The sequence below is a fragment of the Desulfitobacterium sp. PCE1 genome, assembly GCF_000384015.1.
Classification (GTDB): Bacteria; Bacillota; Desulfitobacteriia; order Desulfitobacteriales; family Desulfitobacteriaceae; genus Desulfitobacterium; species Desulfitobacterium dehalogenans.
In genome coordinates, this window is record NZ_KB913023.1 from 280,513 (window position 1) to 298,728 (window position 18,216).

Below are 18,216 nucleotides of genomic sequence, written 5' to 3' on the forward strand. Positions count from 1 at the left end.
ACTGTGGCACATATGATTCCGGAGGTGAGGGCGATCATTTTAAATTCAGATAGTATTAAGCCTATCTATCTTCAAATCGCCGAGTGGCTTGAAGCAGAGATCTTAAAAGGCAACCTCACAGAAGATGAACGCATCTATTCTCAGTATCAACTGGCGGAGATATTTACGATCAATCCGGCTACTGCAGCGAAAGGTCTTAATCTTCTTGCCGAGGAAGGGATCGTCTATAAAAAACGGGGACTGGGAATGTTTGTATCCCCCCATGCAAAATCTTATATCCTGCAGAAACGCAAAAATCAGATCCTTGGGCAGATGATCAGGGATCTGGTGGATGAGGCGGTGCGCCTGGGCGTGCAGAGAAAAGAACTCTTGGACATGATTGAGCGCGCCCATCAGGAGGTAGAGGAGGAAAAAGAATGAGTGTCATCTTGGGATATGAGATTCATAAGACCTATGGTAAAGTTCAAGCCCTGCGGGATCTATCTTTCGCCATAGAAGAGAACACCATCACCGGTTTGATCGGCAGGAATGGTGCGGGAAAAACCACTTTATTAAAAATGATAGCGGGCTATCTTAAGCCTACCCAAGGAAAACTGAGGGTGTTTGCCCAAAGCCCCTTCGATAACCTGGATGTTACCGGGAAAATCGTTTTCGTGGATGAAACCATGACTTTTCCCGATTCCTTTAATCTGAAGGATATCCTGAAGGAAGTGGCCGTGTTTTACCCTCATTGGAATAGTCAAATAGCCCAGGGCCTGTTGGAGTATTTTCGCCTTGATCCCCGGCAACGGCACAGCCATTTATCCAAAGGGAGCAAAAGCATCTTTAATGCCATCCTGGGCATTGCCGCACGGTGTCCCCTCACCCTTATGGATGAGCCTACCACAGGCATGGATTCAGCGGTGCGCAAGGATTTTTACCGGGCCGTGCTCAAGGATTATCTGGAGCATCCCCGAACCATGATTCTGTCCAGTCATTTGCTTGGGGAGCTGGAGGATATTTTGGAGGATATACTTCTCCTCGATCAGGGAAGCCTGCTGATGCATAAGCCTACCCTGGATATGAAGCAGTATGCCTTGGGGTTCCGGGGGAGCGCTAAGGTTCTTCAGGATAATCTGCTGAACAGGCTTAATGAGGAAGCCATCCTTCATCGGGAGGAGTTTGCCAAAGGAAGTCTCGGCCTGGTGGTCAAGACCGAGGCACTTCCGGAGGATATTGAGAACATCCGCTCCAGGGATGTGGAAATTTTTCCGGTAGCCCTGGATGATCTCTGTAATTATCTCACCGCTCCAGGGAAAGGAGGAATAGATGATGTCTATAAGCGGGATTAAGCCGGCACCCGGTGCCTTGTCCCAAGTAATACTCAAGCAATACGGATACAAACTGAAAGGGCATTCCGGGCTGATCTATCCCTTGATTATTGTCCAACTGTTCAGCTCCCTGCTCGCCATCGGTTCAAGCGGCACCATGTCCTCCGGCAATGATTTTATAAGCGTCGCGCTCAAAACCTATACGGGAGATGCCCTATTATTCCTCTCCTTTGTGTGGATGATTGTGGTGACCTCTTTGCTGGGCTCTCAGCCCTATCGGAGTATAGAACTTTCTGTGGTCAATAGCCAGGCGGTCAGCCACGCATCGAATATCCTGCTGATTCTAACCTATGCTGTTTATGCGGGAGTGACAAGCACCCTTGCGGCAATAATCCACCGTCTGATGATCGCGGCAACCTTAAAAGAGAACGAATTTCTCTTTGGGGGCCTGCACATCCTGCCCCAGGATATATTGCTGGGGATAGTCGCGGCAACGCTTTACTTAATCCTGCTGGGGGCAGTCGTCTATCTGATTCAGACCTTTAGTTTGTGCAGCAAAGGTTTGGGAATTATCCTGTGGATAGGCTTCTTCGTCTTCGGGTTCGGAAACGTGAGAATTTTCGATATCAATCTGGGGAAAGTCCTGGAGTTCTATACGGCAGAGGCCTCTCTGGGAATCTTTAGCTTGAAGGTATTCTGTACAGCGCTCCTTCTTTTCGGATCCAGTGTGCTGATCACGAAGAAAATGGAGGTCAAACGATGAGCAAACTCTTATTTGCCAATATTATCCTCCTGCTTTGTATCATACCCTTCATTTACTTTCTTATTAAGTTTGTGCATCCCAGGCTGAAACCTGTGTATCGCTGGAAGACCAATCTCCTTATCTCCGGCACCTATCTTGCTTTGCTGGTCCTCTCCCTACCCCTGGCCCTCTTTCTCGATCAAGGGGAACTTTTTCTATCCCGCAATGCTCAGGCTCAAGGGCTGCTGGCCGAAGCCCCCGATGATTGGTCGGAGGATGGCCGGAGATACCATATTCTTGAGAATGAGCCTTTTGCAACGCAAAGTGGCCTTGTCGAGAACAGCCGGCAGACTTACCCAGCAGAAACTCCACAGTTAGAAATCAGAACCGCAGAAAACTCAGGATATGGGCGAATCTTCCTGGAACGAAAGAAAGATGCCGATGGGATGATCGAGGTCAGAACTTACACAGCGCCTCATTATGCCAGAACCGATACTTTCCAATCCATTGACTTTACGAAATTGGTCCCTCCCCCCGAAATAAGATGGGAAGAGGGCATCCTGAAGATTGAAGAGCCTGTTCAGCAGAGCTTCGTGTTCAAATTCTATGGCAATAGCTTCATAGTAAGGCAATTCAAAAGAGAAAGACAGGGTTATTTCGGCGGGGGCGGCAGCATGAGCTTCGGCGAGAGAGGGATAGTGGTTCGTGTTCCTGCGGATGTCGAGGTCCTGGAGGGGGACAGCGGGGAATTTACCTGGGTGTCCAATTATTGAACGAGACTTCCTCCAGTGGGGGATTCGCTCCCACTGGAGGTTAGTCGAGTCCATACTGGACTTAACCGCCCTTGGACAACCAACCCTATATAGAGGTAGGGGTCTTAGGGCGGTTTAGTTCAGTGATAAATCTGCAGGGACAATAAGTCTTCGGTCCTATCGTTCATCAGCTTGTAAGCATCATAGACTCCTTGATTGTAGAATTCCGGTGCTAACTCTTTAATAATAAAATCCAGCATGAGGCTGGAAGCCAAATTCCCTATCTCCTCATCTCGTTCCTTTAGGAAGTACCTTTGGATGGCAGAAGCCATCTCTTCTTTTTGTTCTTTGGTTAGATTAATTCGAGTTGTTTCCTTTTTCATCACACTACCTCCATTTGTTCCGGTTCAGAGCATTTTTTTCGGCCTACCATGATGGTCAAATCGATAGTAATCTCCAGTGACTCCAACTTGAGAACCCTCCCGATCCGATCTTCGTCGGCTCCCCAGGTTAGAGGGGTCATATGGACCAGGTTCGCGATCAGCGGCTGGTCCAAAGTCATAGAATAGCGGAGGGGTACCGTCTTATAGAGCGTCAGATGGTTTTCGAAGAGCTCCACGGTTTTAACATTGGAGTAATCCTGTTTTTCTGTTTCTTCGTAAAAGATTTCCCGCAATTCCGTGAGATACTCTTTCCCGGGAACGACCTTAATGACCAGCCCATCATCGGTTAGGATTCTCTCGAATTCCGAGTAATTGGCGGGGGATAAGATGTTCAAAATCACATCGAATTGACGATCCCCAAAAGGGCATTGGGCAAGGTCCCCTACACACCAAAAAATGCTTTCCCAGTCCCGGGCAGCCAGTTGAATCCCTTCTTTGGCAAGGTCCATCCCCACTCCTAAGGGCCTCATGCCTGTATTCTTCCCTAGTTTTTGTTGGATGTTGGCTAGATGAGATCCCTCTCCACAGCCGGCATCCAAAATTTTTAGGGAGCAGTCCTGGGACTTTGCTTCCGAGGGATTCAAATCCCTCTGGATTAATTCACAGAGCTGTTCATTCAGAGGCTCGAAGAAGCCGCTTTGGGCAAGGAGTTTTCGTGCTTCAAACAATTGCTTATTGTATTTGGTCTTAATTCCATGGGATAATAAATTAACATAGCCCTGCTTGGCCAGATCAAAACAGTGCTTGTCCCCGCAGATTAAACTCTTCTTATTAATAAGCTGCATGGAGTTATGGCAGATGGGGCATCTCAGTATGTCCATATAGTGGCCGGTTAGGCCATCGTTAAGGAGAACGCTTTTTGGCATGTCAGGCATCCTTTCGGTTCAGTGTGGCAGAGTTCACAGTATATCCCCAGAGGTGATTAGCTTTATCATAGCAAGGATTGAGGATCTTGAAAAGTTGGCGGGCCGTTGTTCACTATAAAGTACATGGGAAGGAGAGCGGAAATGAAAAAGAACACTATGTTTCTGGGTTTAACCCTGGTCTTGATGATGTTTACCCTGACAGGATGTATTCCCGGGGATGGCTCCTATGATTTTGACAATCCGGCAGGTTTCTTGTCCGGTATCTGGCATGGCTGGATTGCGCCCCTTTCCCTGATTATAGGGATATTCAATGCTAAGGTCAGAGTCTATGAAGTGTTTAACACCGGCTGGTGGTATGATTTTGGCTTTTATATCGCTGTGATCAGCGGCTTTGGAGGGTTGTCCCTGTCCCGGAAAAAAAAGAAGGATGAATAAGATGAAGATCTAATTGACTTATCACCGAATTACTGGTATAGTAAATGCGTCCGTTAAATTAATATTGGATTTGGTAAGAACCTTCTTTGGTTGCCTAAAGCGCTGGGAAGTAATGAAAATTCCTTTTAAGTAGCGGCGATCATAATATTGGAGGTTTTTTGTTATGTATCAAGAAAAAGTAATCACCTGTAAAGACTGTGGAGCCGATTTTGTATTCTCCGTTTCCGAGCAAGAATTCTACGCCGAAAAAGGCTTCACCAACGAGCCTGGCCGTTGCCCTTCCTGCCGTGCAGCAAGAAAGCAACAATCCCGTGGTAACGGCGGTTACCAACGCCAGGAGCGCCAAATGCATCCGGCAGTCTGCGCTTCATGTGGCGTAGAGACCATGGTGCCTTTCCAACCCAGTGGTGACAAACCGGTTTACTGCCGCGATTGCTTCACCCCACGCAACCGTTACTAAGATTTAAGCAAGACCTTCTTGGAGTAATTTCCGAGAAGGTCTTTTTAGTTGGTTGCAACTATAATAATTACAAAATAATGATATGAAAATCAAAAGTTCTTTGATATGATATGAGATAATACTTTCTACAGAGCTTTGATTTTGAAGTTGAAAGGCTGGGATGTCGGGTGACGATACGATCCACATTGAGAGCAATAGTAGTCCTTTTATTGATCTTTTCTATGACCAGCACAGTGGTCGTTTTTTACCAATTAGAGAAAATGCAGCAGGATGGTTCCGTCATTAATACAGCGGGAGTCGTTCGGGGGGCAACCCAGAGACTCATTAAGCTGGAGCTGGCAAAACAGCCTAACGATGAACTTATACAAAAGTTGGATGGAATTATCGAAGGGTTAATTCAAGGTGATGAGAGCTTGGGTCTGCCTAAGGCCACCGACGAGGCTTTTATCCAAGAGATGAACAAGGTGAAAAGTGAGTGGCAATCCTTAAAGGGTACCATCCAATCAGCCCGGAATAGTGGGAACTTTACCTCTCTCGTTCAAGAAAGCGAGTCCTATTTTACCACTACCAATGCAGCAGTAGCAGCTGCGGAAGTATTCTCCGCCGCAAAAGTAAAAGCGCTGAAGATGATTCAGTCCGTACTTATGGTATTTAATATAGTTCTCTTAATCGCCATCTGGTTTATGAGCTCCTCCCGAATTTCCCAGCCTATTCAAAAGCTGATAGACATCGTCGAGCATCTCAACATATCCGAGAACATCCCCGAACAATTCATGAACCGTAAGGATGAAGTGGGAGGGCTCTCCCGAGCCTTCCAAGGGGTAATTTATAATATTCGTAGCTTAGTGGAAGGATTGGCTTCTTCCTCGGAAAAACTGGCTGGTTCAGCCGCCTTCTTAAAGACGATCAGTCAGGAATCCTCCAATGCATCTATGGAAGTTGCCAAAACCATCGAAGGGATTGCCCATGGCGCCAGTGACCAGGCGACCGAGATTCAAAGCGGCGTCGCCCAAATGGATGTCCTGGGACATTTGGTGGCAGAGGATCAAAAGAAGGTGGAGGATCTGCGCCGAGCCACAGATAAAGTGGAACAGCTTAAAGATGAAGGAACCACGATCCTGGCGGATCTGATTGAAATTACTCATCAAAATGGGAAGAGCGCTCAGGAGGTTCGGGAGACCATCCTGGAGACCAATGAAAGTGCTGAAAATATCGTGGAAGCCAGCCTGAAAATTAAGGAGATCGCCGCCCAGACCAACCTGCTGGCTCTCAATGCTGCCATTGAAGCAGCGAGGGCAGGTGAACAGGGCCGCGGCTTTGCGGTGGTGGCTGAGGAAATCCGCAAATTGGCTGAAGACTCCAATCGCTTCACCACAGAGATCGAAAACATCACCAAGGTCCTGACCCTAAAGACCCAGGAAGCGGTGGTCAAGATGGGAGAGATGGATTCTGTGGTTAAGATTCAGTCGGAAAGCGTCTCCGCCACTGAGACCAAATTCGTCGGCATCGCTGAGGCTATCGACAGTATCCAAGAATATACGGAGATTATCAGCAGCTCCACTGAGGATATAGCCGATAAGAATCAATCCATCATGAACATGATTCAGAGCCTTTCCGCTATTGCTGAAGAAAGTGCGGCAAGCACCGAGGAAGTATCCGCATCGGTACAGGAGCAAACGGCAGCTATGGATCAGATCGCCGGGGCTAGTCAGGAACTGGCCGATCTGGCCGAAGAACTTGAATCCAATATGCAGGGATTTACCAAAAAGTAAACAAGGGTACGCTTAAGAGGAGTGAGCCATCTGAAAGAGGGGCCGCTCCTTTTTACTGTCTGCACCTTAAAAAGGTGTTGGAGGCTTTTTTGAAGAAATATAGAAATACTAGAAAGGATAATCCAGGGTAGAGGTGAAGGCGAATGACAATCATTCAAGAGGCCATAGAGACATTAGAAACCATCCCTTATCGGGGGATGCGACCCCAAGACTTTGAAGAATTCTGGCTGGAGGGTTTGCGAGGGGACACTTGGATCAAGGCCCGCCTGGAGCTTGAAGAGATTCCTTATCCCTTGTCCAAGGTAGAGGTCTTCACGGCCACAGTGCAATCCGGGGATCAGATAGAGCTCAAGGGTTATTATCTGCGGCCCAGAGCGATTAATCTCTGTGAGACCTTGCCCGGTCTGGTGCGTTTTCATGGGTATTCCAGCAACCGGGGTCAGATCTCGGAGCTTCTCTTTTGGGCCTTACAAGGATATGCTGTCCTGGCCTTGGATGTCCGGGGGCAATGCGGGAAAACACCGGATTCCAGAGTCTATCCCGCGGGGGCTTTTGCTGGTTGGATGACTTTGGGTTTGGAATCTCCTCATACTCATTATCTTCGCCAAGTCTACCTGGACGGAGTTCGGGCCGTGGAAGCCCTGGCCAATCAGCCGGAAGTGGATGAAAAGCGAATCGGCTGTATAGGCAAAAGTCAAGGGGGAGGATTAGCAGTCATAGCAGGAGGGGTGATCAACGCTCTAGGGCAAGAGGTTAACCTAAAGGGCGGGGTGAAGGCAGTGAGTGCAGCGATTCCCTTTCTGGCTGATTTCCGCAGAAGCTACCAGCTGCAAAGCGGTGGACCCATGGAGGAGCTTTCTTGGTATTTTCAACTTCATGACCCAGAACATAAGCGAGAGGAAAAAGTCTTTACCACCCTGGACTATTTTGATGGGGTTCACTTTGCTCCCTGGCTGGGAAAAGAAACGGCCTGCCTGGTATCCATGGGCTTAAAGGATACGGTCTGCCCGCCTTCCACCGTCTATTCGCTGTATAAGGCGATCCGTGGAGAAAAGAAACTGCTAGTCTATCCGGAATATGGGCATGAATCGCCGGATGGATTTATGGATCAGCAGATAGAGTTTTTCGCAAAGGAACTTCTTTAGGATTATAATTATTCTTTCCATTGCTTTTATATCGGGCAGCTTCTAAAATAAACTTGTAGTCCGGATTTACAAATCTCTGCTGAAAGGGGATGGTTAAATTGATCAAGGATATTTATGAGGTGGCAAACCTCTAAATAAATATTCGGGTGTAGAGGCATGGTCGTTGTTTCCTGAGCACTGCTGAGGATAGGCCATGTCCTATGCCGCATTTTTTTGTACCTATTTTCAGGAGGAGATTTATGGAGTATCAGAATGCTAAAAATATATTGCCCGAGAAGCTTGTTGATGAAATTCAAAAATATGTACAGGGGCAAACTCTTTACATTCCCCGCAAAACATCCCACAAGACTGGTTGGGGCGAAATGAGCGGAACCAAAGCTGCTTTACGGGAAAGAAATCAAAGCATTATGAGGATGTACCGGGTGGGAAGCCGGATTGAGGATATTGCGGCCCAATATTATCTTTCGCCGGACAGTGTCAGAAAAATCGTCAGCACCCAAAACATGGACTGAACTTGATTGCTTTGCTGCTGATACACAAACACCGATGCTGCCTTTTACAGGTGGTATCGGTGTTTTTCAATGAAGATATAGTAAACGAACTTAAAAAACAGAATAAGTCTATTTGCCACAAGCTTATGGAAAACTTATTAAACCTGCTTGAGAGTTTTTTTCTTATTAGCGTTTTATAGCGCAAGCTTTAATGTTAAGATAGACAGGGGTGTTTTATTGAAAGTCAAAAAGCTAAAATATCAGCTCATTATTCCTACGGTCATCATTGTGTTCATTTTAATGAGCATCAACATATTGCTGGTGTTTCAAATTCAACAAAATCAAGCGGTTAACGAACTGAAGGAAAAGGGTCTGGTCCTGACCCAACAATTGGATTCTACTTGGGAATTTTTATCCATCAATCAACACAGGATCAATACCAGTGCCATAGGCGACTTTGATTTTAAAGGGCTCAACTGTTCTACGGCAGGAATGAGTATCGGTGTTATTTTTGCTGAAAAAAACGGCTATAAGATCCGGTATGTGAATACGAATCCGCGTAATTCTTTGAATGAGCCTGATCCTTTTGAAAAAGAGGTTTTAGAAGAACTTTCTAATGATACCGCAATAGATTCCTATTGGGAATTGGTCAAGGAAGAGGGACAGCGCTATTTCCGCTATGTCACCCCTATGCGAATTGATGAAACCTGTCTGGAATGCCACGGTGAACCGGCGGGAGAAATTGATATTTCAGGCTATGCTAAAGAGGGAATGAAGATCGGTGATTTAGCTGGTGCTATCAGCATTACCATGCCCACAGATATTCAAGATCAGGCCCTTATTTTTAACATATTTTGGCAATGCATGACCTTTACTTTACTTATCATAGGTTGTGTCTTAGCCATTTACTACTTTGTTACCAAGCGGGTAACTAGGCCCATAGAACAACTGGAGGCTGCGGTGAAACAGGTTGGAGAAGGGGATCTGAACGTTGATTTGCATAATTTCGACGCATCGGAGGAGATCGAAGACTTGGCAGCCCATTTTGACAACATGGCGAAACAATTGAAGGAGCTGTACTCTGATTTAGAGCACAAAGTGGAACAGCGGACCGTAGAGCTGGGGAAAGCCAATGAACAATTGCGCATCAAGCAAGTGCAGCTCGAAAAGGTCAACTTCATATTAAAAGAAGACAGTCAGTATAAATCCGATTTTTTGGCCATGGTCAGCCATGAATTAAGAACTCCCTTGACGGCCATCATCATTTTTTCGGAGATCCTCCTCAAAAAGAAAGCCTTTGAAGACTCCTCGGAAGAACAAATCCTCTGTGAAATCAAAGAGAACAGTGAAGTATTGCTTTATATGATCAACAACATCCTGGATCTGGCGCGCATAGAGACCGGCAAGAATTCTCTGTCCATTGAGACGGTGGATTTAGTGGATGTCATCAATAATGTGGAATGCGTGATCCGCCCCTTAGCCCAGCGTCATGATATTCACTTAACAGCCCGGGTTGAACGGGGTGTGCCCCTCATTCAAGGAGATTATGAGAAGGTGCGCAGAATCATCGAGAACCTGGCCGGAAATGCCATTAAATTCACTCCCCTGGGCGGGAACGTAACGATTCATGCTTCCTTAGCTGAGGATCAGCACTATGTAAAGATCACGGTTCAGGACAACGGGATAGGGATTTCCCAGGAAAACCAAGCTCATATCTTTGAAAAGTTCATCCAGGTGGATTCATCCTCCTCAAGGCAGTATAACGGCAGCGGATTAGGGTTGGCCTTAGCTAAAGAACTTACCGAGCTGCATGGCGGGGTTATTTCCGTGGAGAGCGATTTGAATAAAGGCAGCACCTTCATAGTATTACTGCCCATTGAAAGACAGTAAGGGGGAGATGCAGAATGAAAATCATGTTGGTCGATGATGAGAGAAGCATTCAAAAGGCTGTTGAATATATCGTACGGGAAAACGGCTATCAGTTCTGCTATGTGGATAATGGTCTGGAGGCCCTTGCGGTCTTTACCAGAGAGTCCCCGGATTTGCTCATTCTGGACGTTATGCTTCCGGGGCTGGATGGCTTTGCGGTATGTGAAAAGATCCGGGCCTTCAGCGATGTGCCCATTATCTTTCTGTCAGCTAAAGGGGACATTGTCGATAAAGGCATTGGCTTTAAAATGGGGGGAGATGATTATCTCGTCAAGCCCTTCAGCTCCATGGAACTGGATTTTCGTATCAAGGCTTTGCTGCGCAGACCTCATCGCGTGGACGATGAGCCCAACAACAGTGATGAGATTCTAAAGATCGGTGACTTAGAGATCCGCTTAAATGAATATGAGGTCTATGCCGGTGGTGAAAAGGTGGATCTGACCGCCAAGGAATTTGAGGTCCTGGCCTTTTTCGCCAAACACCGAGGGCAAGTCTTTACCCGGGAACAATTGCTGGATAGAATCTGGGGTCTGGACTTTGAGGGGGATACCAATACCGTCACGGTATTTATTCGCCGAATCCGCGAAAAGATCGAGGCCGATCCGGCCAAACCCCAATATCTATTGACCGTATGGGGGGTAGGGTATAAATTCAGGCCCAAATAAAACTGCGTTCATAACAAAAGGAACTGCCGCGGCTGAAAAGCCGGACAGTTCCTTTTACTTTGGATAAGGGGCTGGGATTAGCTTAAGGGAAGGTAGAATAAATATCTGCCGATTAATTCTCCGACGAACAAGAGCCCGAAGGAGAGGTAAAGGAGCTCTGATTTCTTAGGGGACTTAAAATAAAGGTAGACCAGAAGGAGAGCGGCAAAGGCTGAACAGAACCAACGTACTAAGGACAGGGAAGGGTTGAGAGGGGCAAGGTTCGAGCCTAAGGATGCCATAAAGACGAACTGGACGATGAAGGCAGCTAAGATGGCAAGCAAGGTCGGCAGCTTGACCGCATCAAAGGAGCCGGGGGTGCTTTTAAAGACAGGGAAGAAGACGATATTAACTGCCACAGCCCCTAAGATGATGGCGGAGCCATAAAAGCCGATCATGGTATTGATACTGTTCCAGGGTTCAAAAATCGTGTGGCTATACAGGGAGCTCATAGCGAAGATCAGAGCCAATCCGGCAATACCGGCAGCGGTTAGCAGAGCTTGAGAAAGGTGTTGCTTTTTCCAGCTTACGAGGAAAGAGAGACAGACTAAGGCAATAAACAAGACGGTCAACAGGATTTCACGGCTCAACCAGGAAGAGCCTAGGTTGGTAATAGCATTGACGGCATTGAGAGGATAGCCGATATCGAAAAATGAGAGACCAAGGCCGAGAACGGAAAGAATGGTCAAGGCGGTTAAGCTTTTTAGATTGACTTTTTGCAAGGTGTCTTTTGCGATAATATCTTTAAGCAAGCTATTATAAAGCATAAGCATGATGCAGCCGCCCACGGCGGACTGAATAGCCAGGGTGAATAGATATAATGGCCATGAATGCATGATAATCCCTCCTATGATCGATGTATTATCTCTTATGAGGTTTGATGACTATATTAGGGTGGGTTTCATTCGACGAGGGTAAATCCGGAGAATCGGCCAGTGTGCCGTACTTCGCCCGCAGCTCTTCAATGGGGCTGTAATCAAGAGCTTCATAGGGGCAGGCAGCGACACACACAGGAGTTTCACCCTGACTAAGTAAATCTGCGCAGAAGTCACATTTGGACATCTGACCTGCTTCTTTATTGTATTGTGGTGCACCATAAGGGCAAGCCCATGTGCAATAGCGGCAGCCGATACACCGGTTTGGATTCACAGAGACAATGCCGGTTTCCGGATCCTTGTGCATTGCGCCGCTGGGGCAAGCTTCCGTGCATTTTGGATGATCACAATGATTGCAAGAGATGGATGTAAAAAAAGCATAGGCATTGTGAGCGTATCCTTGATTAAGAGGTGTAAATTCTCCGCCATCTGTTTCCTTGATACGCCGAAAGAGGCGGCCAGGCTCTAGATCATTTTTATCATTGCAACTGGTCTGACAGGCATGACAGCCGCTGCATCTGCTTTGATTGATATAAAAACCATACTGTACACTCATCAATATCCCTCCTTAAATTCAGTCTTTATAATTTGCTTATGTCCACAAGACAGGTATGCTGAGTATTGCCATGAGAAAGAGCAGTTTTTCTTAATGTAGTCAGGGTGTTAAGATTGCCGTTGGTGCAGCCGCCTTTTCCGTCGGGGGTGAACCAAGATCCTGTAGGAGCGGCAATAACTCCGGGGATGACTCTCGACGTAACCCGGGCTTGTATCATGGTCGAGCCGCGGTCGTTGAATAGTTTAACCGGGTCACCGGTAACAATGTTTCTGGGTTTGGCATCTACGGGGTTGATCCATACTTCTTGAACCATGGCCTGCTGCAGCCAGGGATTATTATAGAAGGTGGAGTTGTCTCTTGCTTTCGTTTTCCAGCCAATCAGTTGCAGAGGATATTTTTGGGTTAATTCATCTTCCGGTCCTTCCCAGGCCGGTACGTAAACAGGTATGGCGGGAATTTCCGGGTTATGCATATCATAAAGGGTTTTTGAGAAGAGCTCGATTTTGCCGGATGGGGTGGGGAAAGGATTGTTTTCAGGATCATCAATCTGATCTTTGAAAGCTACCCGGGGACCATCGTAATGGAATTTATTGATTCCTACTTTCTCCAGCTCTTCCCAGGTCAGGGTCTCCGGATATTTGGCCCTGGTCTCATCGACAATCCAGCGTACCCATTCTTCTTCCGTCTTTCCGCCGGTAAAGACATCTCCTGCGCCGAGTTTATCGGCCACTTCAGCCAGCCACTCGTATTCGGAACGGCTTTCATAATAATTCTCCACAATTTTCTGAGAGAGAATGAAATAATCCCCATTGTTCCAGGTTGCGCCGATATTATAGCGTTCAAAGAAGGTGTTACCGGGCAGGAGGATATCCGCATAGCGGGCACTGGGTGTCAGGAACAGGTCGCTGACGACGATGAATTCCACGAGACTCTCATCTTCCAACACTCTAGTCGTACGATTGATATCGGGATTTTGATTGGCTATAAAATCTCCGGCCAAGTTCAAAAGCATTTTGATCGGGCTGTTCAGTTTGTCTACACCCAGCAATCCTTCTTCCGGGGTGACTTTTTCGGGGCATTCAATGGCATCGACCCAGGATAAGGTTGGAATAGATCCCGGATAAGGGTTCGGCACGCTGGGAAGTCCAACACAACCTTTGCGGCTCAGGCCGATGTAGCCGCCGGCCCAGCCGCCAAGAACCCCTACATTCCCGGTAATGGAAGCCAGCATGGTAGCACCGAGTGCTGTCCTTTCTCCACAGGAATGCCGTTGAGGACCCCACCCTTGGATGAGGGCTGCCGGTTTCGTGGTGGCATATTCCCGGGCAATACGGCGAATGGTCTCTGCAGGAACTTTGCAGATTACTTCTGCCCATTCCGGGGTCTTCTCCACACCGTCTTTCTTCCCGAAGAGATAGGAGACCAGAGATTCATGGGCCGGTACCCCTTCAGGCATGTGTTCTTCATCAAATCCTTGGACATATTTATCAAGGAAGGCTTGATCATGTAGATTTTCACTAACGATGACATAGGCCATAGCGTCCATCAGGGCATTATCCGTGGTAGGAAGCAAGGGGATCCATTCATCGGCAAAAGCTACCGCCGTATTGGAATTGCGCGGGTCAATGCAGATGAATTTGCAGCCGCGATTTTTCATTTGACGGAAGTAATAATTGGATGCACCAAAGATCGTCTCGGTGGTATTATGTCCCCAAAGGATGACCAATTTGGTGTCTTTCAAGCTGTCCAAACTGCTGGCTGTACTGGCGACCCCATAGACATAAGGAGTAGCAGAAGCGGTATTTCCCATACTGACTGAATTGTACAAAGGAAGATGGCCTCCGGTTGCGCTCAGAAAACGAGTGCCAAGGCCCATGCGGTAAATCACTCCTCCGGTGTCCCCTGTACCCACATTGCAGTATCTTGATTCAGGACCATATTGGTCAAAGATGCGTTGAGTCTCTTTGGCAATGGTGTCAATGGCTTCTTCCCAGGAAATCCGTTCAAATTTTCCTTCTCCGCGCTTGCCCACCCGCTTCATGGGGTATTTCAAGCGGTCGGGATGATACTGATGTTTGCGGTAGCTGCGTCCCCGCAGGCAGGCTTTCATATTGGCACCGGGTTCATCGTCTTCATAAGCGCCGCGAGGGCTGATTCTCGTGATTACGCCGTCTTTCACATGGGCTTTGATTAAACAGCGGCCCCCGCAGTCCTGGGTGCTGGCGGTAGGAATGATTTGCTCCCCTGCAGGAGCTCCTTCACTGCCGGTCAAGGAACTGTTCGGACTACAAGCGGTTAATGACATAACTCCTGTTCCCATGACCCCCAGGGAAGCGGACCACTTTAAGAAGCTTCTTCTTGATAAGTTCATTACTAGCTGACCTCCTCTAGATGTTCAAACATCTCTAATTCCATGTCTAAAAACTCTTTTAATAACTGCCCGCCGCCCCGGTATAAAGGGCAATCGGTTGAATCCATCATCAATTGAAGGAATTCATCTTTCCAGGTTGCAAGATGCTTCCGGAGAAAGACTTTTTGCTCTCTAAGCAACTCTCTTTGTTGGCCTTCATCCTCACTCGCCAGATATTGACCGATCAGATACATCATAAACTCCAATTCCACTGCCAAGTGATCTTCAGGCTGTCGATTCTTATGAATCGATTCAAGGTGATACTTGCGGTAGCATTCTCTCACTTCCATAGTGCGTTCGCCGAACATCAAATGTTCCGGGTCGAAATAGACGGACTCCCAGATCGGTACAAGTACAGGTCCCGGACCCACAAAAAGCCTTTGATACTCGGACAGCATGGCTTTGCCAAGGGTTTCGGAATCGGTATCTTTGTTGGCATCTAAGAAATCAATAAGACTCTGTGCTCCGGAACTGATTTCAGCAAGCTCCCTCAAGCCGGATTGCTCCTGCAATGCCTTCAGCCCTTCAGCGCTTAAGGGCTGCTCAAACAAGAGTCTGAGTAATCGATACACATAGAGTCGCCCTTCGTGTACCCCCATGCCTCTGCCTCCTTTCCTTGTGATACAAACATCTTCAATTTAACCGCTAAATATTAAAGGAATGTAACAAAACATTACCCAAATATTACGGAGATATTAATTTGTGAAATTGTATTTTAAATAAGGGAGTATTTACTAAACTAAATTATACAATAATCAATGGATATGCTTGATTGGTAATATTTTAAAGTACATTTCCACATTTTTCCATAAAAGCCCCTACTTATCCACAGAAATATCCACAAAGCTGTGGATAAAGGGGATAACTTTGTTAATAAACTGCTAATGGCCCTTAAATTCTTAAATAATTTGATAAACCCTATTGATTATCTCACGAGTAAGGCTATACTAACTTTTGTAGTGGAATGTAAATGAGGTTGGAATGTGAAAAGAGTCGTTAAGATTTAAAAAGAGATACCAGTCAAAGATGCTCAAAAAAGAAGGCTAGGAGATTATTATGAAGCTTAATGAATTAGGAACAGGCCAAAGCGCGTCTATTGTCTCCGTAGGCGGGAAGGGGGCCCTGCGTCAGCATTTTCTCGATATGGGCGTCATTCCCGGTGCCATCGTGACGATGGTAAAGCTGGCACCCTTGGGAGACCCTATGGAAGTGCGCATACACGGCTATGAATTGACACTGCGCCTGGCCGATGCAGAAAAAATTGAAATCCTACCGGTTGATGAGGTGGAACAATTATCGGAAAGAACTAAGAAGAGGGAACAGGTCAAGCATCCAGGCCTTGGGGAGACCGGAATATTTCACACGAAAGCGGATGGCAACCCCCTGCCGGACAGCGAGCTCCTTACCTTTGCCCTGGCAGGCAATCAGAACAGCGGTAAGACGACCCTATTTAACCAATTGACCGGTTCCAATCAACGGGTGGGCAACTTTCCGGGAGTGACGGTGGATAGAAAAGATGGCGTCATCAGGGGGCACTCCAATACTCTGGTCACCGATCTGCCGGGAATCTACTCCATGTCCCCTTACAGCAATGAAGAACTGGTGACCCGTCAGTTTTTGCTTCAGGACAAGCCTAAGGGGATCATCAACATCGTGGATGCCACCAATATCGAAAGAAATCTGTATCTTACCATGCAGCTGATGGAACTGAACATCCCTATGGTACTGGCCCTGAACATGATGGATGAAGTACGGAAAAACGGCGGTTCTATTCACATTAACGAAATGGAGAATAGGCTGGGAATACCTGTTGTCCCTATCGCGGCAAGCAAAAACGAAGGAATCCAGGAGCTGGTGGATCACGCCATCCATGTGGCCAAAAACCAGGAACGGCCCGGAAGGATGGACTTTTGCGATCCGGAACACGATAACGGCGCTGTTCACCGCTGTCTCCATGCCATCATCCATCTGATTGAAGATCATGCGCGACAGGCTCAGATTCCTCTGCGTTTTGCTGCCAGCAAGGTTGCCGAAGGAGATGAGGAGATTCTCAAAGCGCTGGATTTGAATCAAAACGAGCTGGAACTTCTCGACCATATCATTCAACAGATGGAAGAAGAGAGAGGCTTGGATCATGGGGCAGCCATTGCGGATATGCGGTTCAAATTCATCAAAGAAATATGCGATGCAACGGTGGTTAAGCCTAAAGAGAGCAAGGAATACGCCCGAAGTGTGGCCATTGATAATGTACTGACAGGGAAATTTACAGCCATTCCAGCTTTTGTGGGGATTATGAGTCTGGTCTTCTGGCTGACCTTTGGTGTGATCGGCACCTGGTTAGCGGATATCCTAGACATGGGAATCACCTGGCTGTCGGGGGTGGTGGATCTCGGCTTGACCGCCTACGGGATTAACCCTGTTGTCCACTCTTTGATTATTGACGGTATCTTTGCCGGTGTGGCCTTTGTCATGGACAAGCTTTTAAGGAAAATCGGCCTTTCCGGCCGTAGCATCGTGCCCATGCTGATCGGGTTTGGGTGCTCTGTTCCCGGGGTTATGGCCAGCAGGACCCTTCCTTCCGAACGGGACCGCAAAATGACCATTCTGCTGACTCCTTTTATGAGCTGTTCTGCTAAGCTGCCGATTTACGCTCTCTTTACGGCGGCATTCTTCCCCAGGTACGGAGCCCTGGTGATGATCGGGCTGTATTTTACCGGAATCGTGGTGGGGATACTTTTTGCCTTGCTTTTAAAAGGAACGATGTTTAAAGGAGAACCGGTCCCCTTTGTTATGGAACTTCCCAATTACCGCATGCCAGGTTTCAAGAATGTAGGGCAGCTTCTGTGGGACAAAGCCAAGGACTTTATTACCAGAGCCTTTACCGTGATTTTTGTGGCAACGATTATTATTTGGTTCCTGCAGTATTTTGACCCGCGCTTGAATGTGGTCTCCGATTCCCAGGACAGCTTGCTGGCTTTGGTTTCGGGTATGATTGCTCCGATTTTCGTACCTCTTGGTTTTGGAGATTGGCGGATTTCGACGGCTCTTATCACGGGATTCATGGCTAAAGAAAGCGTGGTTTCCACTTTGACCGTATTATTGGGAGGATCTGCCGCTTCTCTGTCAAGTATGTTCACTCCCTTCTCAGCCATTGTATTTCTGGTATTTACCTTGCTGTATACCCCATGTGTGGCGACCATCGCCTCTGTAAAGCGTGAACTTGGCGGAAAATGGGCAGTGGGTGTAGTGGTTATACAATGTGTTATCGCTTGGGTGGTGGCCCTATTAGTCAATCTCTTTGGTATAATGATAGGGTGGGTGTAGAC

At 47.3% G+C, this 18,216-nt stretch carries 18 protein-coding genes; 12 read left to right on the forward strand and 6 right to left on the reverse strand.

The features are described from left to right. The first annotated feature begins 12 nt into the window (after window positions 1-12). The 4 genes from DESPCE1_RS0101390 to DESPCE1_RS0101405 are packed head-to-tail and all read left to right on the forward strand — an operon-like array spanning window position 13 to window position 2,825. Entirely contained in the window at window positions 13-420 is a 408-nt protein-coding gene (locus DESPCE1_RS0101390) for a GntR family transcriptional regulator (protein WP_014792256.1), read from the forward strand. Continuing rightward, window positions 417-1,331: an ATP-binding cassette domain-containing protein gene (locus tag DESPCE1_RS0101395; protein WP_019849227.1), complete on the forward strand. Its 915-nt coding sequence runs from the start codon at window positions 417-419 to the stop codon at window positions 1,329-1,331. Before DESPCE1_RS0101390 ends, DESPCE1_RS0101395 begins: the two co-directional genes overlap by 4 nt. Beyond that, window positions 1,309-2,073 (forward strand): hypothetical protein, encoded by a 765-nt coding sequence (locus DESPCE1_RS0101400; protein ID WP_028305419.1) that lies wholly within the window; start codon window positions 1,309-1,311, stop codon window positions 2,071-2,073. The genes DESPCE1_RS0101395 and DESPCE1_RS0101400 overlap by 23 nt, the downstream gene beginning before the upstream one ends. After that, window positions 2,070-2,825, forward strand: coding sequence for a hypothetical protein (locus tag DESPCE1_RS0101405; RefSeq protein WP_019849229.1), 756 nt, complete (start codon window positions 2,070-2,072; stop codon window positions 2,823-2,825). Before DESPCE1_RS0101400 ends, DESPCE1_RS0101405 begins: the two co-directional genes overlap by 4 nt. Window positions 2,826-2,944: 119 nt before the next feature. On the opposite strand, the gene DESPCE1_RS0101410 is transcribed toward DESPCE1_RS0101405, so the two are convergent. Further along, complete coding sequence (locus DESPCE1_RS0101410; RefSeq protein WP_014792260.1) at window positions 2,945-3,187, reverse strand: DUF2164 domain-containing protein; 243 nt, start codon at window positions 3,185-3,187, stop codon at window positions 2,945-2,947. Continuing rightward, window positions 3,187-4,113, reverse strand: coding sequence for a putative RNA methyltransferase (locus DESPCE1_RS0101415; protein WP_019849230.1), 927 nt, complete (start codon window positions 4,111-4,113; stop codon window positions 3,187-3,189). The genes DESPCE1_RS0101410 and DESPCE1_RS0101415 overlap by 1 nt, the downstream gene beginning before the upstream one ends. Before the next feature lie 141 nt (window positions 4,114-4,254). Here DESPCE1_RS0101415 and DESPCE1_RS0101420 point away from each other — a divergent pair, with 141 nt between their 5' ends. From DESPCE1_RS0101420 to DESPCE1_RS0101455, 7 genes are all read left to right on the forward strand, one after another. After that, entirely contained in the window at window positions 4,255-4,548 is a 294-nt protein-coding gene (locus DESPCE1_RS0101420; RefSeq protein ID WP_014792262.1) for a hypothetical protein, read from the forward strand. A 163-nt stretch (window positions 4,549-4,711) separates the two neighbouring features. Beyond that, the gene (locus DESPCE1_RS0101425) at window positions 4,712-5,008 is read left to right on the forward strand and encodes a zinc-ribbon domain containing protein (RefSeq protein ID WP_014792263.1); all 297 of its coding nucleotides are present in this window, start codon (window positions 4,712-4,714) and stop codon (window positions 5,006-5,008) included. Between the two features lie 221 nt (window positions 5,009-5,229). Next, window positions 5,230-6,780, forward strand: a complete 1,551-nt coding sequence (locus DESPCE1_RS0101430) for a methyl-accepting chemotaxis protein (RefSeq protein ID WP_371200618.1) — start codon at window positions 5,230-5,232, stop codon at window positions 6,778-6,780. A gap of 143 nt (window positions 6,781-6,923) precedes the next feature. After that, complete coding sequence (locus DESPCE1_RS0101435) at window positions 6,924-7,925, forward strand: acetylxylan esterase (protein WP_019849232.1); 1,002 nt, start codon at window positions 6,924-6,926, stop codon at window positions 7,923-7,925. A 239-nt stretch (window positions 7,926-8,164) separates the two neighbouring features. Continuing rightward, window positions 8,165-8,437: a CD3324 family protein gene (locus DESPCE1_RS0101440; RefSeq protein ID WP_019849233.1), complete on the forward strand. Its 273-nt coding sequence runs from the start codon at window positions 8,165-8,167 to the stop codon at window positions 8,435-8,437. A gap of 216 nt (window positions 8,438-8,653) precedes the next feature. Continuing rightward, window positions 8,654-10,306 (forward strand): DUF3365 domain-containing protein, encoded by a 1,653-nt coding sequence (locus DESPCE1_RS0101450; RefSeq protein WP_019849235.1) that lies wholly within the window; start codon window positions 8,654-8,656, stop codon window positions 10,304-10,306. A gap of 14 nt (window positions 10,307-10,320) precedes the next feature. Next, a complete protein-coding gene (locus tag DESPCE1_RS0101455; RefSeq protein WP_019849236.1) occupies window positions 10,321-11,010 on the forward strand; it encodes a winged helix-turn-helix domain-containing protein in 690 nt (229 codons plus the stop codon). Between the two features lie 77 nt (window positions 11,011-11,087). Here the strand turns inward: DESPCE1_RS0101455 and DESPCE1_RS0101460 are convergent, their stop codons facing one another. Genes DESPCE1_RS0101460 through DESPCE1_RS0101475 form a run of 4 tightly spaced genes read right to left on the reverse strand, consistent with a single transcriptional unit; the run spans window position 11,088 to window position 15,489 of the window. Further along, entirely contained in the window at window positions 11,088-11,885 is a 798-nt protein-coding gene (locus tag DESPCE1_RS0101460) for a DmsC/YnfH family molybdoenzyme membrane anchor subunit (protein ID WP_019849237.1), read from the reverse strand. Window positions 11,886-11,910: 25 nt separating this feature from the next. After that, on the reverse strand, window positions 11,911-12,480 hold the full coding sequence (locus tag DESPCE1_RS0101465; RefSeq protein ID WP_019849238.1) for a DMSO/selenate family reductase complex B subunit: 570 nt from the start codon (window positions 12,478-12,480) through the stop codon (window positions 11,911-11,913). Window positions 12,481-12,505: 25 nt separating this feature from the next. Beyond that, on the reverse strand, window positions 12,506-14,851 hold the full coding sequence (locus tag DESPCE1_RS0101470) for a dimethyl sulfoxide reductase subunit A (RefSeq protein WP_019849239.1): 2,346 nt from the start codon (window positions 14,849-14,851) through the stop codon (window positions 12,506-12,508). A 2-nt stretch (window positions 14,852-14,853) separates the two neighbouring features. Further along, window positions 14,854-15,489 carry a molecular chaperone gene (locus DESPCE1_RS0101475; RefSeq protein ID WP_019849240.1) on the reverse strand — a complete coding sequence of 212 codons (636 nt, stop codon included), beginning with the start codon at window positions 15,487-15,489 and terminating at the stop codon, window positions 14,854-14,856. Window positions 15,490-15,946: 457 nt separating this feature from the next. Between DESPCE1_RS0101475 and DESPCE1_RS0101480 the strand changes: the two genes are divergently transcribed. Then, entirely contained in the window at window positions 15,947-18,214 is a 2,268-nt protein-coding gene (locus DESPCE1_RS0101480; RefSeq protein WP_019849241.1) for a FeoB small GTPase domain-containing protein, read from the forward strand. The last annotated feature ends 2 nt before the right edge of the window (window positions 18,215-18,216 follow it).

Bases quoted from the DNA above. Each gene is read 5' to 3' on its own strand.
- DESPCE1_RS0101425 (WP_014792263.1), top strand. From the start codon at position 4,712: ATGTATCAAGAAAAAGTAATCACCTGTAAAGACTGTGGAGCCGATTTT.
- DESPCE1_RS0101435 (WP_019849232.1), top strand. From the start codon at position 6,924: ATGACAATCATTCAAGAGGCCATAGAGACATTAGAAACCATCCCTTAT.
- DESPCE1_RS0101480 (WP_019849241.1), top strand. From the start codon at position 15,947: ATGAAGCTTAATGAATTAGGAACAGGCCAAAGCGCGTCTATTGTCTCC.
- DESPCE1_RS0101405 (WP_019849229.1), top strand. From the start codon at position 2,070: ATGAGCAAACTCTTATTTGCCAATATTATCCTCCTGCTTTGTATCATA.
- DESPCE1_RS0101420 (WP_014792262.1), top strand. From the start codon at position 4,255: ATGAAAAAGAACACTATGTTTCTGGGTTTAACCCTGGTCTTGATGATG.
- DESPCE1_RS0101460 (WP_019849237.1), bottom strand. From the start codon at position 11,885: ATGCATTCATGGCCATTATATCTATTCACCCTGGCTATTCAGTCCGCC.
- DESPCE1_RS0101440 (WP_019849233.1), top strand. From the start codon at position 8,165: ATGGAGTATCAGAATGCTAAAAATATATTGCCCGAGAAGCTTGTTGAT.
- DESPCE1_RS0101410 (WP_014792260.1), bottom strand. From the start codon at position 3,187: ATGAAAAAGGAAACAACTCGAATTAATCTAACCAAAGAACAAAAAGAA.
- DESPCE1_RS0101455 (WP_019849236.1), top strand. From the start codon at position 10,321: ATGAAAATCATGTTGGTCGATGATGAGAGAAGCATTCAAAAGGCTGTT.
- DESPCE1_RS0101465 (WP_019849238.1), bottom strand. From the start codon at position 12,480: ATGAGTGTACAGTATGGTTTTTATATCAATCAAAGCAGATGCAGCGGC.
- DESPCE1_RS0101475 (WP_019849240.1), bottom strand. From the start codon at position 15,489: ATGGGGGTACACGAAGGGCGACTCTATGTGTATCGATTACTCAGACTC.
- DESPCE1_RS0101415 (WP_019849230.1), bottom strand. From the start codon at position 4,113: ATGCCAAAAAGCGTTCTCCTTAACGATGGCCTAACCGGCCACTATATG.
- DESPCE1_RS0101395 (WP_019849227.1), top strand. From the start codon at position 417: ATGAGTGTCATCTTGGGATATGAGATTCATAAGACCTATGGTAAAGTT.
- DESPCE1_RS0101470 (WP_019849239.1), bottom strand. From the start codon at position 14,851: ATGAACTTATCAAGAAGAAGCTTCTTAAAGTGGTCCGCTTCCCTGGGG.
- DESPCE1_RS0101390 (WP_014792256.1), top strand. From the start codon at position 13: ATGATTCCGGAGGTGAGGGCGATCATTTTAAATTCAGATAGTATTAAG.
- DESPCE1_RS0101430 (WP_371200618.1), top strand. From the start codon at position 5,230: ATGACCAGCACAGTGGTCGTTTTTTACCAATTAGAGAAAATGCAGCAG.
- DESPCE1_RS0101400 (WP_028305419.1), top strand. From the start codon at position 1,309: ATGATGTCTATAAGCGGGATTAAGCCGGCACCCGGTGCCTTGTCCCAA.